The sequence below is a fragment of the Streptomyces sp. NBC_01232 genome (genome assembly GCF_035989885.1).
Taxonomy (GTDB): Bacteria; Actinomycetota; Actinomycetes; order Streptomycetales; family Streptomycetaceae; genus Streptomyces.
Map to the genome: position 1 here is coordinate 1,377,394 of NZ_CP108518.1, position 17,320 is coordinate 1,394,713.

Consider the following 17,320-nt stretch of genomic DNA (forward strand, 5'->3'; position numbering starts at 1 on the left):
TTCCAGATCGATATCGATGAGTTGACCCAAGCCAAAATCGGGCCGGCTAGCTGCCTTCGCGCCAGGCCCGCCACAGTCGCGCGTAGCGGCCGCCCAGGGCGACCAGCTCCTCGTGCGTGCCCTGCTCCACGACGCGTCCCGCGTCCAGTACGGCGATCCGGTCCGCCGCCATCGCCTGGGTGAGCCGGTGTGCCACGAACAGCGTGGTCCGGCCCGCGCACGCGGCGAGCACGGCCCGCTCCAGCTCGGCCGCGCCCTCGCTGCCCGCCTCCGCCGTGGACTCGTCGAGCACCACCACCGGAGTGCGGCCGAGCACCAGCCGGGCCAGCGCGACGTGGGCGACCTTGGTGACGTCCAGCCGCTCACCGCCCTCGCCGACCGCGGTGTTCAGCCCTTCGGGCAGCGCCTCGACCCATCCGTCGGCGCCCACCGTGCGCAGAGCTGCCATCAGTTCGGCGTCGGTCGCCTCCGGTGCGGCCAGGCGCAGGTCCTCGGCGAGCGGGCCGGAGAACACGTGGGTCTCCTGCGTCAGGATGCTGACCAGGGCCCGCGCCCCGGCCTCGTCCAGACCGGCGAGGTCGGTGGACCCTATGCGCACCGAGCCGGCCTGCGGGGTGCCGATACCGGCGATCAGCGCGGCGAGGGTCGACTTGCCCGCGCCGGTCGCCCCGACCAGGGCGAGTGAACCGCCGGCGGGGATCGTCAGGTCGACGTCCCGGACGACGGGCTCCTCGGAGTCGGGGTAGCGGAACGTCAGTCCCCGCACCTCGACGGCCACGGGCTGCGGCGTGTCCGCCGCCCGGGCCGCTGCGAGCGCGCCCACCAGCCGGTCCTCCGCATCCTCCTCCAGTACCCCGACCAGGCGGGTCAGGCTCGCGCCGGACTTCTGGGCCTCGTCGAAGGTGAACATGATGGAGCCGAGCGGGGTGAACAGCCGGTGGAACAGCAGCGGGGCGGCGGAGACCTCGCCCAGGGTGGCGGCGTCGGCCTCCAGCAGGGCGTACCCCACCACGATGATCAGGACCAGTCCGATGAACTCGGCGCGGTTCTCCCGGCCCACGAACCGGCCGAAGAGCCGGAACACCTCGATGCCGAGTTCGCGCACCCGCCACGACTCGTTGGTGACCTTCTCTCGGACGGCTCCTTCGAGGCGGTACGCCCGGACCGTGTCGATGCCGTTCAAGCCGCTGATCAGGGCCTGCGCCCGGTCGGCCTGGGCCGCCCGCTGCGTGCGGTAGAGCGGGGCGGAGCGGGGGAGGTACCAGCGCAGTGCCAGTCCGTAGGCGGGCAGTGCGCAGGCACCGGCCAGGCCGAGCCGCCAGTCCAGGCCGAACATGCCGATCGTGGCGATGACCACCAGCACGCCCGCCGAGAACACGGTGGGCACGGCCGTTCTGATGCCCTTGGACAGGACGGCCACGTCGTCGCCGACCCGGGAGAGCACGTCTCCCCGGCCGACCTGCTCGATCCGCGCGCTCGGCATCCCCAGCACCGCCCGGACGGCGCCTTCGCGCAGCCGGGCGAGCAGGTCCGCGCCGAGGCGCCCGATGAGGTAGGTCGACAGGGCGGTGGCCGCCGCGCCGAGCAGCGCGGCGGCCACCATCAGTACCCCGGTCGTGACCAGGATCGAGCGCGGACCGCCCGCGACCACCCCGTCCACCACCCGGCCGAGCAGGAGCAGCGGGAGCACCTGGAGTGCCGCCCCCGCCACCGTGGTGAACACGGTGGCGGAGGTCAGCCACGGCACCTCGCGGCAGTGCGCGGTGACCCAGCGGGTGGCCTCGCGTCCTGTCGTCGTGCGCAGGGCCGACGGGGCGACGCGCGTGGCGGTGATGCTCACACCTGACCGACCGACTTGACGAGTTCGTCGATCGCGTACGGGAGCGAGAGCAGCGTGCCCTGGGACATGGCGGCGCCGACCGCCGGGCCCTCGCTGTCGAGGAGGTAGGACACCTTGCCGTTCTTGACCGCGTTCAGGTTGGTGAACAGCTGGAACTTCTTCAGTGCTTCCTGGTCGGCCTTGTCGGCGATGACGAAGATGCGGTCGACGTCGACGAGGTCCATGCGCTCCGGGGAGAGCGTGGTGTAGAACTTGCCGTCCGCGATCTTGTCGATCTCGGTCTGGCCCTTGTAGCCGATGCCCGTCACCAGGCGTCCGCGCACGTCGGTGGTGGTGAAGGGGGCCACCGAGTCCTTGTACCAGGACAGCGGGACGGCGGTCTGGTTCGCGAACTCCGGGTGCGCCTTCTTGGCCGCGTCGAGCTTGTCCTGGATGCCCTTGACCAGCTCGGTGCCCTTGGCCTCCTGGCCGAGGGCCTTGGCGATGTGGACGGCGTTGTCCTGCCAGGGTGCGCTGAACGGCTCCTTCTCGGCCTTGGTGCGGCCCACCGTCGGAGCGATCTTGGAGAGCTTCTCGTAGGCGGCCTGGTCGATCTCGGAGTACACCGCGATGATCAGGTCCGGGCGCAGGGCCGCGATCTTCTCGTAGTTCGGGCCGGCGTCACCGTTGTTCATGATGACCTCGGGGCGGGTGTCCCCCCACTGGGCCTTCACCCAGGGCCACTGGGTGTTGATGTCGGGGGACGTTCCCGGCGGGTTGGGGTACTGGTCGACCATGCCGACCGGCTTGATGCCGAGCGCCAGGATGGCCTGGTCGTCCGTGTACCCGACCGAGACGACGCGCTGGGGAGCCTTCCCGACCTTCGTGGAGCCGAACGCGTGCTCCACGCTGACCGGGAACGTGCCCCCGGCGGCCGGGGAGTTGTCGCTCTTCTTGTCCGCCTTGTCCGCAGTGTCGGAACTGCATCCGGTGAGGAGACCGACCCCGAGGGCCGCGGCGGACAGAACCGCCGCCCACCGCCGCCGGGGCGTCATACGTGTCGTTCGATGGAGAAGCATCCGAAATCCCTTGCTTTCGTGCCGTCCATTGCAGTCCCGCCCGAGGGCAGCCAAACCCTACCGCGGCCAAGTGAGGCTAGCCTAGCCTTACTTGCGCCGTAACTTTGTTTGATCTAGGAGAGCCGCACGTGGGTGCGGCCGATGGGCACGATGAGCGGCCGGTCGCCCACCGGGTCGTCCACGACCTTGGCGCGCAGCCCGAACGCCTCGTACAGCAACTCGGCGGTGATCACGTCACGGGGGTGCCCCTGCGCGAGGATCGAACCGGCTTTCATCACGATGAGGTTGTCGCTGTAGCGCGTGGCCAGATTGAGGTCGTGCAGCACCAGGACCACGGTGCAGCCCGATTCGTGCAGGTCGTCCACCAGGTCGAGCACGTCGATCGCGTGCGCCAGGTCCAGGTAGGTGGTCGGCTCGTCCAGCAGCAGCAGGTCGGTGCCCTGAGCGAGCGTCATCGAGATCCAGACGCGCTGGCGCTGCCCGCCGGACAGGGCGTCGACGGGGCGGTCGGCCAGGTCGGACACCCCGGTCATCGCCAGGGCGCGCGCCACGACGTCGGCGTCGTCCGAGGACCACTGGCGCAGCCAGCTCTGGTGCGGATGGCGGCCCCTGGCGACCAGGTCGGCCACCGTGAGCCCCTCCGGGGCGACCGGCGCCTGCGGCAGCAGGCCGAGCTTCTTCGCCACCTCCCTGGTCCTGAGCCTGCCGATGTCCTCGCCGTCCAGTACGACCGTTCCGCTGGTCGGCTTGAGCAGCCGCGACAGGGTCCGCAGCAGTGTCGACTTCCCGCACCCGTTGGAGCCGATGATCGTGGTGATCACCCGTGGCGGGATCGACACGTGGAGGTCGTCGATGACGACCCTGCCTCCGTACCCGACCGTGACCCCCCTGGCCGCCAGCCGTGAGGCCTCGTCTTCCCCGGACTCGATCCCGGCGATCTGAGATAGGGCCACAACTCCCCCTGATGTAGGCATGTCTGAAGAGATATCAACTAGCGGAGGTTGGCCCGTACCAGCAGGTAGACGAGGAAGGGGCCGCCGATCACGGCGGTCACCACGCCCACCGGGAGGGTGAGCGGCAGTGCCGTACGGGCGATCAGGTCCGCGCCGATCAACAGCAAGGCCCCCGCCATCCCGGAGGCAGCCATCGGCGGGGTAGGGCACTTCGCGAGGCGCATCGCCACCTGCGGCGCCACCAGCGCGACGAAGGGGACCGGGCCGGCCGCGCTCACCGCCACACCCGCCAGCAGGACCGCGCACAGCAGCAGGACCGCCCGCACCCTCGTGTAGCGGACGCCGAGGCCCGCGGCCACGTCGTCGCCGAGGTGCAGCGGCTTGAACTGGAAGGCGACGCCCGTCACGACGACCATCAGGACGAGGGTGCACCACAGCGCCACGCCCACGTCGTCCCACGAGCGGTTGTCCAGCGAGCCGATCAGCCACGCCTGGGCCCGGGCCACGTCCCTGATGTCGGCGGTGACCAGCAGCCACGTGGTGACGGCCTCCATCACGGCACTGACCGAGATGCCGATGAGGATGAGCCGGAAGCCGTCGATCCCGCGCCGCCACGCCAGGAAGTACACGAGCAGGCCCGTGCCGAGGCCGCCCGCGAGCGCCGCCCCGGACAGGCCCACGGAGTTCACGACCGCCGCCGCGGTCCCGCCCGACACGGTCACCAGGAACACGGCGACCGCGCCGGCTCCCCCGGTGATGCCCAGAATGTCCGGGCTGGCCAGCGGATTGCGCGCGATGGACTGCGTGATCGCCCCGGACACGCCCAGGGCGACGCCCACGACGAGCCCGGCCAGGGCGCGCGGCATCCGCAGGTCCATGATCACGAACTGGTCGACCTGCTCGCCCCCGCCCAGGATCGTGGCGATCACCTGGGACAGGCCGATGGGGAAGTCCCCGACGCCGATGGACAGGCAGAACACCAGGAAGGTCGCCGCCGCCAGCAGCAGCGTGACGCACACGACCCACGGCCGCCAGACGAACGAGACGGGGCCGAGCCGCACGCCCGGCGTCACCGCTGCCTTCACTTCGGTCCCGGTCATGCGCTCTTGAACTTTCCGCGCCACACGAGCGCCGCGAAGAACGGGGCTCCGAAGAGGGCCACGACCACGCCCGCGTCCAGCTCCCCCGGCCGCACCAGCAGGCGCCCGACGATGTCGCAGACCAGCAGGACGATGGCGCCGAGCAGGCCCGCGTACGGCACCAGCCAGCGGTAGTCCGGGCCGGTCAGGAACCGGGCCATGTGGGCCACCATCAGGCCGAGGAAGGCGATGGGGCCGCAGGCCGCCGTCGCCGCGCCCGCCAGCAGGGTGATGGAGACGATGCCGACGGTCCGGCTCAGGGCGATGTTCACTCCCAGTCCCCGTGCGACGTCGTCGCCGAGGTTGAGCAGATTGAGGGCGGGCAGCGTGATCAGCGCCAGGACCAGCCCGACCCCGATGAACGCGATCACCGGCAGGATGACGTCGAAGCCGACACCGGCCACGGAGCCCGCGTTCCAGAAGCGCAGGGCGTTCAGCGAGGCCTTGTCCGACAGCGCGACCGCCGTGGTCATCGCGGCGAGGAACACCGTGACCCCCTGCCCGGCCAGCGCCAGGGTCAGCGGATTGCCCGCGCCCCTGCCGATGCTCGCCAGCCCGAAGACGATGACACCGGCGACCGCGGCGCCCAGGAAGGCGAACCAGACGTACTGGAAGGGATGGGCGAGGCCGAACAGGGCGATCACCAGCACCACGGCGAACGAGGCGCCGGAGTTCACCCCCAGCAGGCCGGTGTCGGCGATCGGATTGCGCGTGTACCCCTGGATCAGCGCCCCTCCGACCCCCAGGGCCACGCCCGCCACGAGCCCGAGCACCGTGCGCGGCACCCGTACGGTCCGGACGATGAGCCGTATCTCGGTGAGCCGCTGATCGGGGTCGGGCACGCCCGATAACCCGCGCCACACCTCGGCGGGGGTCAGCGCACGCGCGCCGACGGCCAGCGACACCAGCATCACCGCCAGGAGGACCAGTACCAGGGTGACCGAGCCCACGACCCGCCGCCGACGGGCCTCCGTTACGCCCCTGGGCACGGGGCGTTCCACTGCAATCGTGCCCATGTCGCTGTACGTCATCCCTTCGATCCACCGGGGGAGAATGGCCGGTGGCGCTCACCACCGCCCGGACGGGTCGGCACGCCGACGCAGCCGCGACCGAAACTTAGGCAAAGCTAAGCTGATTCCATGGCGAGCTGTCGATAGACAAATCGGGCAGGCAGGAGTGACAGGCCGCCAACTCGCCCGTAAATATGTATGGTTGACCGATTAGGCAAGCCTAACCTAACTCAGTTGGTTCACGTCATGCAAAACGCGCCCCGATGACCGCCGGGGCGCGCTCCGGTCCGCAGGGAGTCCGGGCCGTCAGGTGTGCAGCCGGCTGTTGGGGCCGTCCTGGTCCCCGGCGCTCTCGTCGTTGAACCAGTAGTCCCCGGCCGCCAGGTAGCGGAACGAATGGGTGCTCCTGCTGGGCAGCTCGACGGTCACGGCACGCTTGCCGTCCTTGCGGCGGGCCAGGGTGTGGACACCGGGCTGCCAGTCGTTGAAGTCGCCCACCACGCTGACCGGTCCCGGCGGGGTGTCGACGGGGAGGATGAAGGTGACCTCGGTGCGGTCCTTGCGCAGCTTGCGCTCCAGCATGGTGAGCTCCTGACAACGGCAGTGGGGGTGGTACGCCGCCCATAGTCGGCGGCCGACGCACCGGACGCACCCCGGCGCCGCCACTCCCACCCGGGACCCACCGGATCGAGTGACCCTCGGGCGCGCGATGTCACCCTGCGTGTCGACGGCCCCGGCATGCCGTCCCCTCCGCCCCTGTCAAGGTACGAATGGCCGGGGCTACGGCCGCGTCCCGCCCCCGGGCACGGTGGATATCGACCTTCCTGCGCCCGAGCAGGAGCGATTCGCCGTCCGCACCGGAGGCATCCATGTTCCGCCGCGCAGGGGCCTTCGTCACCCGCCGCCCCCGACTCGTTCTCGTGGCCGCGCTCGCCTTCCTCGTCCTGTCCGTCGTCTTCGGCACGGATGCGACCGGCCGGCTGAAGACGCAGGGGTACGACGACCCCCGGTCCGAGTCCAGTCGCGCGGCGCAGCTGGCCGCCGAGCGCCTGGGCGCGTCCCCCAACCTGGTCCTCGTCGCACAGGCCCGCAGCGGCTCCGTGGACGACCCGGCCGCCCGCAGCGCCGGCAGCGAACTGACCGGAAGACTCACCACCGCGGCGCACGTGAGCGCCGTGTCCTCCTACTGGACCGGCGGCGCGGCGGAGCTGCGCAGCCGGGACGGCCGGGCGGCGATGCTGGTCGCACACGTGGCGGGCGAGGGCGAAGAGCTCGGGGCGCGGGTCGAGCGACTGCGCGAGGAGCTGGCCACCCCGGCCGACAACCCCGGTACCGCCGGTACCCCCGGCGCCGGGGGTACCGGCGGTACCGCCGACCGGACGGCCCTGAGCGTGCACGTCGGGGGGAGCGCGCTCGTCGACGCCGAGCTCCAGGACATCTCGGAGTCCGACCTGAAGCGGGCGGAGTCCGTGGTCCTGCCGGGCACGCTGGTCCTGCTGGTCCTGGTGTTCGGCAGTGTGGTCGCCGCGGCCCTGCCCCTGCTGATCGGCGTACTGGCCATCGCCGGAACGCTGCTGGTCCTGAGCGTGCTCGGCAGCGTCACCGACGTCTCCGTGTTCGCGCTGAACCTCACCACGGCGCTCGGCCTGGGGCTGGGCATCGACTACGGGCTACTGGTCGTCTCGCGATTCCGTGAGGAGCTCGCTGCCGGATTCCTCCCGCGCACCGCCGCCGTACGGACCGTGCGCACCGCCGGCCACACGATCGCCTTCAGCGCCGCGACCGTCTCCGCCGCGCTCGCCACCCTGCTGGTGTTCCCGCCGTACTTCCTGCGGTCCTTCGCCTACGCGGGCATCGCCGTGGTGGCGATCGCGGCGGTGAGCGCCGTGACCGTACTGCCCGCCCTGCTCGCGCTCCTCGGACACCGGGTGAACGCCTGGGCCGTGCCGTGGCGCCGCCGGGTCCGGTCCGGCTCCCGGTCCGGGTTCTGGGAGGGGCTGGCCCGGATCGTCGTGCGCCGCCCGCTGATCGCGGCGCTGCCGGTGATCGGCCTGCTGGTCCTGCTCGCCGCACCCTTCGCCCACGCCGATTTCGCCACCCCCGACGACCGGGCACTCCCGGTGGGCGCGTCCAGCCGCCAGGCCGGTGACCTGGTGCGCGACCGGTTCGACACGAAGGCCTCCAGCGCGCTGACCGTCGTCACCGCGGGCAGTGCCTCCCCGCAGGAGAGGGAGGACTACGCCCGCCGGCTGTCCGCGGTCCCGCAGGTCGCCCGGGTCGTGGGACCCGACGGCGGCTTCAGCAACGGCGAACGCGCCTCGGTCCCCGGCCCGGCCGGATCCACCGCCCGGCCCTCCGCCGCCGACGGTCCGGTCCAGCTCTCCGTGATGCCGCTGGCCGACCCCCAGTCACACGCGGCCCAGCGGCTCGTCCACGACATCCGCGCGGTACCCGCCCCGGCGGGCACCGAGGTCCTGGTCGGCGGACCGAGCGCGGTCCTGGTCGACGCGAAGGCCACGGTGGGCGACCGTATCCCGCTCGCGCTCGCCCTGATCAGCGTCACCACCTTCGTCCTGCTGCTCGGTTTCACGCGCAGCCTGCTGCTGCCGCTGAAGGCCATCGCGCTGAACGCGCTGAGCCTCGCGGCCGTCCTCGGCGCCATGGTGTGGGTCTTCCAGTCGGGCCATCTGCACGAGCTGCTCGACTTCACTCCCGGACCCCTCAGTACGACCATGCCCGTCCTGCTGTTCTGCATCGTCTTCGGACTGTCGGTGGACTACGAGGTGTTCGTCCTCGCCCGTATCAAGGAGGCGCACGAAGCCGGGCAGGACAACGCCCGCTCGATCGTCTCGGGCATGGCCCGCACGGGCGGCATCGTCACCACCGCCGGAGCCCTGCTCGCCTTCACCCTCCTGAGCTTCGGCACCTCGCAGGTCTCCCTCCTGCAGTTCTTCGGGATCGGCGCGGGCCTCGGCGTCCTGCTCGACGCCACGCTCGTCCGGGGTGTGCTCGTACCGGCGCTGATGCGCCTGGCGGGCGGCCTGAACTGGTGGGCGCCGCGTCCGCTGCGGGCCGGGGAGCCGACCCCGGCACCCCGTCCTCCCCCGGCTCCCGTCCGCAGGTGTCCCGCGGCCCGGCCGGCCCTGCGTACTCCGGCCCGCGCCCGCCACTGACCACCGGTACGCAGCGCCCCGCCCGGTCCCGTCCGTACCCCTCCGCCCGTCCCCTTCACGACAAGGAAGACCTCTCATGAACGACATCGCCATCACCGGACTCGGCTGCCGCTTCCCCGGTGCTCCCGACATCAGCGCCTACTGGAAGCTCCTGCTGAGCGGCAAGCGACAGTTCTCCGCCGTGCCGAAGGAGCGCTGGAACCATGAGACCTTCCACGAGCCCGGCAATCCGTCGGCCCCCCATGCCGCCTACACCGACCAGGTCGCCTTCCTGGACGACGTGGACCGCTTCGACGCCCTGCACTACGGCGTACCGCCCGCCCGCGCCCGGGCCATGGACCCGCAGCACAGGCTGCTGCTGGACGTGACCCGCGAGGCCCTCGACGACGCGGGGCTGGGCCGGGGCGACTTCGACCGGGAGAACACCGGGGTCTTCTGCGGCATATCGGTGTCCGACTACAAGGACCTGATGACGGCCCCCATCCGGGCCATCGCGCTGGCCGACGACGCGCGGCAGGCCGCGGCGGACCACGAAGGCCTCCTCGACGCCGTCAAGGACCACGCGCAAGGACTCGGCAGCGTCCAGGCCTTCAGCCTGCCGGGGAGCCTGCTCAACATGGCGCCCGGCACCGTCAGCCGGCACTTCGACCTCGGCGGCCCCAGCTTCGCCGTCGACGCCGCCTGCTCCGGCTCGCTGGTCGCACTGGACCAGGCCATGGCGCAGCTGCGCCAGGGCGGCTGCCGCATCGCCGTCGTCGGCGGCGTGTATCTCAACCTCACCCCCGACAGCCTGATCGGTTTCTCCACGCTCCGGGCGCTCTCCGCCACCGGGGTGTGCCGGCCCTTCGACGAGGGTGCGGACGGCTTCGTCCTCGGCGAGGGCGCCGGCGCCGTCGTCATCCGGCCGCTCGCCGACGCGCTCGCCGCCGGGGACCGTGTCTACGCGGTGATCAAGGGCATCGGCTCCGCCAACGACGGCGCCTCCCCCGGGCCGCTGGCGCCCGCCCCCGACGGCCAGTTGCGCGCCATGCGCCGGGCCTACGACGACGCGGGCGTCCCCCCGTCCACCATGGGCTTCCTGGAGGCCCACGGGACCGGAACCGAGACCGGCGACCGCGTCGAGGTGGAGGCCCTGCGCCGGCTGCGCACCGAGTACCCGGACGACGACCCCTCGCTGTGCTACCTCGGCGCCGGCAAGGCCCTCATCGGGCACTCCCTGTCCGCGGCGGGCATGGCCGGGCTGATCAAGACGGCCCTCGTGGTCCACCACCGCACGATCGTTCCGCAGCCGAAGACCACCCGGCATCCGGACCTGGGCATCGACGCCGCGGGCCTGCGCCTCGCCGACACCCCGCGGCCCTTTCCCGAGTCCGGTGCTCCGCGCAGGGCCGCCGTCAGTTCGTTCGGATTCGGCGGCACGAACGTCCATGTGGTCCTGGAGGAGCGGCCCGCCCCCGACCATGCGGGTGCCCGAGCCCACGCCCCCGCCGCCGGTGACCTCCCGGAACGCGGCCGGACCACCGGACCCCAGCTCGTTCTGCTCTCCGCCGGCAACCCCGAGCTGCTGGACCAGCACATCGGCAACGTTCTCGACGCACTCGACACGCCGGACCCCGCCCCGCTGGCAGCCGTGGCCCACACCCTCGGCTCCCGCCGGCCCCTGACGGCCCGGCTCGCGATCGCGGCCGACGACACGGAGGCCTTCGTCGAGCGGCTGCGCCGCGCCCGCCGGCAGCTCGCCGACGGCGACCGGGGCGACCTCGGCGACGGCGCATTCGCCGCGGACGCTCCGCTGCCGGCGGCGCAGCGCCGCCTCGCCCTCCTCTTCCCCGGGCAGGGCAGCCAGCGGCCGGGCATGATGCGGGAACTGTACGAGAGGTTCCCCGGCTTCCGGGCCACCGTCGACCGGCTGGGCGCCACGGTCCGCGAGGAGGCCGGCTTCGACATCGGCGCCCTGCTGTACGGCACGGCGGCGACCCCCGGGAGCGGGACCGAGGAGCCCGGGCAGCGGCTCGCCTCGACCGAGGTGTGCCAGCCGCTGCTCGGTACCGTCCAGATCGCCGCCACCCGGCTGCTCTGCGACGTCGGCGTCACGGCCGACGTCGTACTCGGCCACAGCGTCGGCGAGTTCGCCGCGGCCGCCGCGGCCGGTGCGCTCACCGCCGAGGACACCGTGCGGCTGCTGGTCCACCGGGGCGCGACGCTCCGGAGTGCCGAAAGCGGTCTGCGGGGCGGGATGCTCGCGGTCCAGACCGACAAGGAGACCTGCCGCCGGCTGGTCACCGGCATCGACGACGTGTGGCTCGCCTGCTTCAACCAGCCGCGCCAGGTCGTGGTCAGCGGTACCCCGCAAGGGCTGGTCGCCATGCGGGAGGCCTGCGCCGGGGCGGGGGTGGTCACGGTGGAGCTCGACGTCTCGAACGCCTTCCACTCGCCGCGGCTCGCCGCCGCGGACGAGACCATGCGCGAGGACCTCGCCGCCCGCCGCATCAGCGGCCCCGTCCTGCCGTTCGTCTCGTCCGTGGACGCGACCGTGTGCACCGACGCCGACCGGCTGCGCGAGCTGTGGGCCCGGCACGCGTCTGCGCCGGTCCGGTTCGGCGATGCCGTCCGCACCGCCTACGACCAGGGGGCCCGGGTCTTCCTGCAGGTCAGCGGAGGCAACTCGCTCCTGACCTCGGTCCGCCGCAACCTCACCGACCACGGCGACGTGCACGTCGTCCCGGTCACCGGGGCCACGCCGGACGACGGCCAGGCCTTCGTACGGGCCCTCGCCCGGCTCGCGGTCCTGGGCGTGCCGGTCGACCCGCGCGCCCTGGTTCCCCAGGACGAGCGCCGGCTGCTCGACCTGCCGGTGGCGAGGCTCGCCACCCAGTCGTACTGGGTGCCCTGCCGCCGCCAGGGAAAGACGGACACCCCCGCCGCCTCCCGCCCGGCCCAGTCCCCGCCCCGGTCCCCGGCGGCGTCCCCGGCCGGGCCCGTTCCCCCCAAGGAGAGCACCATGAACGACGCACCCCTCCACCCGATGGACGAACTGCTCCGGCTCGTACAGCAGCAGACGGCGGTGCTGGCCCGGCTCGCCGAGACGCTCCCCGAGCCGGACCCGGCCACGGAGGCGGCACTGCTCGCGCGCCTCGCCGACGCACTCCCGGGGCGGCACCCGGCCACGGAGGCCGTTCCGGCGACGGCCGGGACCACTCCGGTGCCGCCCGCCGCTCCCGGCGTACCGGCTGAAGCGGACGTACCGGCTGCCCCGGTCGCGCCCGCCGAAGACGAGCCGTCGCCGGCCGGGGAGATCACCGGGATCACCGACTCCGTGCTCGCGCACGTGGCCCGGGTCAGCGCGTTCCCGGTGGCCCAGCTGCGCGACGACCACCTGCTGATCGACGACCTCGGCTTCGACTCGCTGATGCTGACCGATCTGTTCACCTCCCTCCAGCGGGAGTGGCCGAAGTGGACGTTCGACGGGACGGCCGCCGACGGGCCGACCGTCGGAGGCATCGCCGCGCTGATCGCGGGCGACTGCCCGGACGCCGTACCGGTCGCCGCCCCGGCAGTCGTACCGGCGGCCGTTCCGGAGCAGCGCTCCGGAGGCGAGGAGCCCCGGGCCGCCGTCGCGCCGCTGCCCGAGGAGCACACCCGGATCGAGTGCTTCCCCGAGGTCACCGCCCACGGCGAGCGCTTCGCCGCGCTCTCCGGGCTGGGGCTGCCCAATCCGTACTTCCTCGTCCATGAGGGTGGCATGACGGACACGACCGTCGTCGACGGCCAGGAGCTCCTCTCGTTCTCCAGCTACAACTACCTGGGCATGGCCACCCACCCGGAGGTGAACCGGGCGGCCCAGGAGGCGATCGAACGCTTCGGCACCTCGGTGTCCGCCAGCCGCCTGCTGTCCGGCAGCCGGCCGCTCCATCTGGAGCTCGAGAGCGAGGTCGCCGACCTGCTCGGGTGCGAGGCCGCGATCACCCTGGCCAACGGCCACGCCACCAACGTCACCGTGATCGGGCACCTCGTCGGCCCCGGGGACCTGATCGTGCACGATTCCCTCGCCCACGACAGCATCCTGCAGGGGGCCAAGCTCTCCGGCGCGACCCGGCGGCCGTTCCCGCACAACGACGCGGACGCCCTGGACACCCTGCTGACGCAGGTCCGCGACCAGTACCGGCGGGTGCTCGTCGTCGTGGAAGGCGTGTACAGCATGGACGGGGACATCGCCGACCTGCCGGCCCTCGTCGAGGTCAAGCGCCGGCACGGCGCGCTGCTGATGATCGACGAGGCGCACAGCATCGGGACGATCGGCAGGACGGGGCGCGGCATCGGCGAGCACTTCGGCACCGACCGCTCGGCCGTCGACCTGTGGTCGGGCACGCTGTCCAAGGCGCTGGCGAGCTGCGGCGGCTACGTCGCGGGGAGCCGTCCGGTCGTGGAGTACCTGCGCTACACCGTGCCGGGCTTCGTCTACAGCGCCGGAATGACCCCGGCCGACACCGCGGCTTCGCTGACCGCGCTGCGCATGCTGCGGGCCGAGCCGGAGCGCGTGGCACGTCTGGCGGAGAACGCGGCGCTGTTCGTGCACCTCGCGCGCGAGGCGGGCATCAACACCGGGGACAGCCACGGCACGCCGGTCGTCCCCTGCATCGTCGGGGACTCACTGAAGACCCTGCGCCTGGCGCAGGCCCTGTTCCAGCAGGGCATCAGCGTCAACCCCATCCTCCATCCGGCCGTACCGGAGGAACTGGCCCGGCTCCGCTTCTTCATCACGTCCGACCACACGCCGGGCCAGATCCGGCAGACGGTGGCCGCGCTGGCCCGCGAGCTGCTGCTCCTCGACACGGCCCCGGCCGCGTGACCCCCGTGTTCCGGCCGATCGCACAGGGCCGCGTCCACCGGTGGGGTGGAGCCCTGCTCCTCGTGGCCCGCTGCCGCGACCTGCGGCAGCGGGCGGGGCACGTACCGCTCTCACCGGCCGAGCGGTACGTGCTCCGCGCGCTGCCGGCCTGGCGGCAGGCCGAGTGGACGGCAGGCCGTCTGCTCGCGAAGCGCCTGGTCGGCGAGGCGGTCTCCGCTCCGGCGGAGGATGTGGAGATCCTCCCGCGGGACGACGGCAGCCCCTGCGTCGTGGTCGGCGGCAGCCCGGCGCCCGCCCTGAACCTGTCCATCAGCCACACGGCCCACCACGTCGCCGCGGCCCTCGCACCGCAGCCGGTGGGGGTGGACCTGTGCGAGACCGCCTCGGCCGATGCCGTACGCCGGGTCGCGGACCGCGTGCTGTCGCCGGAGGAGCTCTCCCTCGTCGGTACGGAGCGGCCCGAAGCCCTGGCCGGGGCGTGGGCGCTGAAGGAGGCGGCGGTCAAGGCGGACCGGAGCGGTGTCTTCGGAGCGGCTCCGCTGGGCGTCCCGATCCTCGGCCTCGGGCCGCCCGTCCTCGACGGAGCGCGCCGCGCGATGGTGTGGCGGACGGACGACGCGACCCTGGCCCTGGTCCTCGCGCACCCGGCCGGCTGAGCGCCCCCCGGCCGACGGCATTGCGTTGGTGCTCCTTGCCCCGCTGGATCATTCTGGTCAGAGGAGCGCCTGGCCGTGCGGGTCCCGTGGGACGGCGGCAGCGGAACGAGCGAGGGCGAGATGAGTGGCGATGGAGCGAGTTCCCACCTCTCCTGGTGAGCGGCCCGAGGAGACGGGCGCCTCCCTCGAGTCGGCGTACACGGCCTCGGCCACGATCAACGAGCAGGGCATCGTCACCGAGTGGAGCGAGGGCGCCACCCGGCTGCTCGGATACGTGCCGTCCGAGGTCGTGGGGCTGCCGGCCGCCCACCGGCTCGCCGATGTCCTCAGCGACGCCGCGCGGAACGTCCCGTCCGCGCAGGAGCGGTGGAGCGGGACGGTGGCACTGCGGCACCGGGACGGCCACCGGCTGGAGGTGGCGCTGCTCGCACACCGCTGGACCTCGACCGGAGGCACCACGAAGTGGTTCGTGGTGTCCGCCGTCGGCGGCGCCTCCCGCTCGCCCTGGGCCGAACCGCTGAAGGAATGGGCGTTCACGCAGTCCCCCTGCTTCCTCGCGATCTTCGATGCGGACCTGCGGCTGGTGCGGGCGAACGCCGGCATGGAGCGGACGCTCTCCCTCACCGAGGCCGAGATGAGCGGGCTGCGGCTGCCGGAGATCGCCCCGGATCCCGTGAGCGACGAGACCGAGCGCAGGATGCGCCTGGCCCTGGACACCGGTGAGCCGCAGTACATGGAGGCCTTCGTCCATCCGACGGGCGGCGGCGCGGAGCACGGCTGGGCCACCTCGCTGGCCCCGTTGCGGGGCCCGGACGGGCAGGTGCACGCCGTGTGCCTGGCCGCGCACGACCGGACCGGCGTCGAGAGCGTCCAGCACCAGATGCTCCTGACGGACGAGGTGGACGCCGCCCCCATCGGTACCACCCTGGACAGTGTCCGCACCGCGCACGAGCTGGCCGACGCCGCCGTCCCCCGGTTCGCCGATTTCGCGGTCGTCGACCTGCTGGAACCACTGCCGCGCGGCGACGAGCCGGTCTCCGTCAAGGAGGGCGGCCCGGTCACCGTCTGCCGCGCCGCGGCGCGGTCGGTCCTGGACGGAACCCCCGAGTCGCGCGTGGCCGTCGGGGACACGACCAGCTATCCGCCGCTGTCACCGCCCGTCGCGGCGCTGGTCGCGGGCCGCGGTGCCGTGTACGGGGCGGCGGACCCGGAACTCGCCCGGTGGGCGGCCCAGGACCCCGGGGCCGCATGGATCGGCGAGTACGGGGCCCACTCGATCATGGTGGTGCCGATGCGGGCCGGCGGGGGGACGCTCGGTGTGGCCGTCTTCAGCCGCCACCGGCGGCGGGACCCCTTCCAGCCGGAGGACCTGAGGCTGGCCGGGGAACTCACGGCCCGCGCGGCCGCCGGTATCCGCAACGCGTACCGGTCCGGCCGCGAGCACACCACGACCATGACACTGCAGCGCAGCCTGCTCCCGCACACGCTGCCGGATCAGGCGGCACTGGAGATCGCCTCCCGCTACCTGCCGGCCGCCGGCGAGGCCGGTGTGGGCGGTGACTGGTTCGACGTGATCCCGCTGTCCGGCGCGCGGGTGGCCCTGGTCGTGGGTGATGTCGTCGGCCACGGCATCCGTGCCACCGCCACCATGGGCCGGCTGCGCACCGCGGTCCGCACCCTGGCCGACGTCGACCTGGCCCCCGACGAGCTGCTCACCCACCTCGACGACCTCGTCATCCACCTGTCCGCCGACGAGGCCGACCCGGAGTCGGGCGGGGAAGCGGCCGGGGGCATCGGGACCACCTGCCTCTACGTGGTCTACGACCCGGTCATCCGCCGCTGCACGGTGGCCCGCGCCGGCCACCCGCCGCCCGCCGTGGTCTCCCCGGAAGGCTCCGTGTACCTCCTGGACGTCCCGGCCGGTCCGCCGCTGGGCCTGGGCGGCCTGCCCTTCGAGACCCTCGAGGTCGAACTGCCGGAGGGCAGCATCCTCGCCCTGTACACCGACGGTCTGCTGCAGGCCCGCGACCACGACATCGACGAGGCGCTGGACAGCATGTTCGCGGCGCTCGTCCGGCCCGCGGATTCACTGGACGGGGTCTGTGACCGCGTGCTGACGGCCATGCTGACGCACCGCCCGGACGACGACGTGGCCCTGCTCGTCGCGCGGACCCGGGGCCTGCACGCGGACCGGGTCGTCGTCTGGGACCTGCCCTCCGACCCATCCGTCGTGGCCACGGCCCGGCGGCAGACCACCGACCAGCTGACGGTGTGGGGACTGGAGGAGGCCGCCTTCGTCACCGAGCTGCTGGTCAGTGAGCTGGTCACCAACGCCATCCGGTACGGCCAGCCGCCCATCCAGCTGCGGCTGATCCACGAGAAGAACAGCACTCTGATCTGCGAAGTCTCCGATGCGAGCAGTACCGCCCCGCACATGCGGCGGGCCAGGACCTTCGACGAGGGCGGGCGGGGGCTGCTGCTGGTCGCCCAGCTCGCCCAGCGCTGGGGCACCCGGCACGCGGCCATCGGCAAGACCATCTGGGCCGAGCAGTCCCTCAACGGGTTCTGAGGACGCACACACAGCTGGGCTGTATGCAAGGAAATGTCCCCTGTGACGCGCCTGTGACAGTCGACGGACACCG

At 72.7% G+C, this 17,320-nt stretch carries 10 protein-coding genes; 4 read left to right on the forward strand and 6 right to left on the reverse strand.

Annotated elements, in window-relative coordinates; translation table 11 throughout:
• Positions 1-46: 46 nt before the first annotated feature.
• From OG444_RS06545 to OG444_RS06570, 6 genes are all read right to left on the reverse strand, one after another.
• The gene (locus tag OG444_RS06545) at positions 47-1,840 is read right to left on the reverse strand and encodes an ABC transporter ATP-binding protein (protein WP_327261230.1); all 1,794 of its coding nucleotides are present in this window, start codon (positions 1,838-1,840) and stop codon (positions 47-49) included.
• The gene (locus tag OG444_RS06550; RefSeq protein ID WP_327261231.1) at positions 1,837-2,898 is read right to left on the reverse strand and encodes an iron-siderophore ABC transporter substrate-binding protein; all 1,062 of its coding nucleotides are present in this window, start codon (positions 2,896-2,898) and stop codon (positions 1,837-1,839) included. Before OG444_RS06550 ends, OG444_RS06545 begins: the two co-directional genes overlap by 4 nt.
• A 113-nt stretch (positions 2,899-3,011) precedes the next feature.
• Positions 3,012-3,851: an ABC transporter ATP-binding protein gene (locus tag OG444_RS06555; protein WP_327261232.1), complete on the reverse strand. Its 840-nt coding sequence runs from the start codon at positions 3,849-3,851 to the stop codon at positions 3,012-3,014.
• 38 nt (positions 3,852-3,889) lie between these two features.
• On the reverse strand, positions 3,890-4,951 hold the full coding sequence (locus tag OG444_RS06560) for a FecCD family ABC transporter permease (protein WP_327261233.1): 1,062 nt from the start codon (positions 4,949-4,951) through the stop codon (positions 3,890-3,892).
• Positions 4,948-6,021 (reverse strand): FecCD family ABC transporter permease, encoded by a 1,074-nt coding sequence (locus OG444_RS06565; protein ID WP_327261234.1) that lies wholly within the window; start codon positions 6,019-6,021, stop codon positions 4,948-4,950. The genes OG444_RS06560 and OG444_RS06565 overlap by 4 nt, the downstream gene beginning before the upstream one ends.
• Before the next feature lie 285 nt (positions 6,022-6,306).
• Positions 6,307-6,582: an isoamylase early set domain-containing protein gene (locus OG444_RS06570; RefSeq protein ID WP_033225103.1), complete on the reverse strand. Its 276-nt coding sequence runs from the start codon at positions 6,580-6,582 to the stop codon at positions 6,307-6,309.
• A gap of 287 nt (positions 6,583-6,869) precedes the next feature.
• Between OG444_RS06570 and OG444_RS06575 the strand changes: the two genes are divergently transcribed.
• From OG444_RS06575 to OG444_RS06590, 4 genes are all read left to right on the forward strand, one after another.
• On the forward strand, positions 6,870-9,173 hold the full coding sequence (locus tag OG444_RS06575; RefSeq protein ID WP_327261235.1) for an MMPL family transporter: 2,304 nt from the start codon (positions 6,870-6,872) through the stop codon (positions 9,171-9,173).
• Between the two features lie 76 nt (positions 9,174-9,249).
• Positions 9,250-14,022 (forward strand): type I polyketide synthase, encoded by a 4,773-nt coding sequence (locus OG444_RS06580; protein WP_327261236.1) that lies wholly within the window; start codon positions 9,250-9,252, stop codon positions 14,020-14,022.
• Positions 14,019-14,678 carry a 4'-phosphopantetheinyl transferase family protein gene (locus OG444_RS06585; RefSeq protein WP_327261237.1) on the forward strand — a complete coding sequence of 220 codons (660 nt, stop codon included), beginning with the start codon at positions 14,019-14,021 and terminating at the stop codon, positions 14,676-14,678. The genes OG444_RS06580 and OG444_RS06585 overlap by 4 nt, the downstream gene beginning before the upstream one ends.
• Positions 14,679-14,808: 130 nt before the next feature.
• Positions 14,809-17,247, forward strand: a complete 2,439-nt coding sequence (locus tag OG444_RS06590; RefSeq protein ID WP_327261238.1) for a SpoIIE family protein phosphatase — start codon at positions 14,809-14,811, stop codon at positions 17,245-17,247.
• The last annotated feature ends 73 nt before the right edge of the window (positions 17,248-17,320 follow it).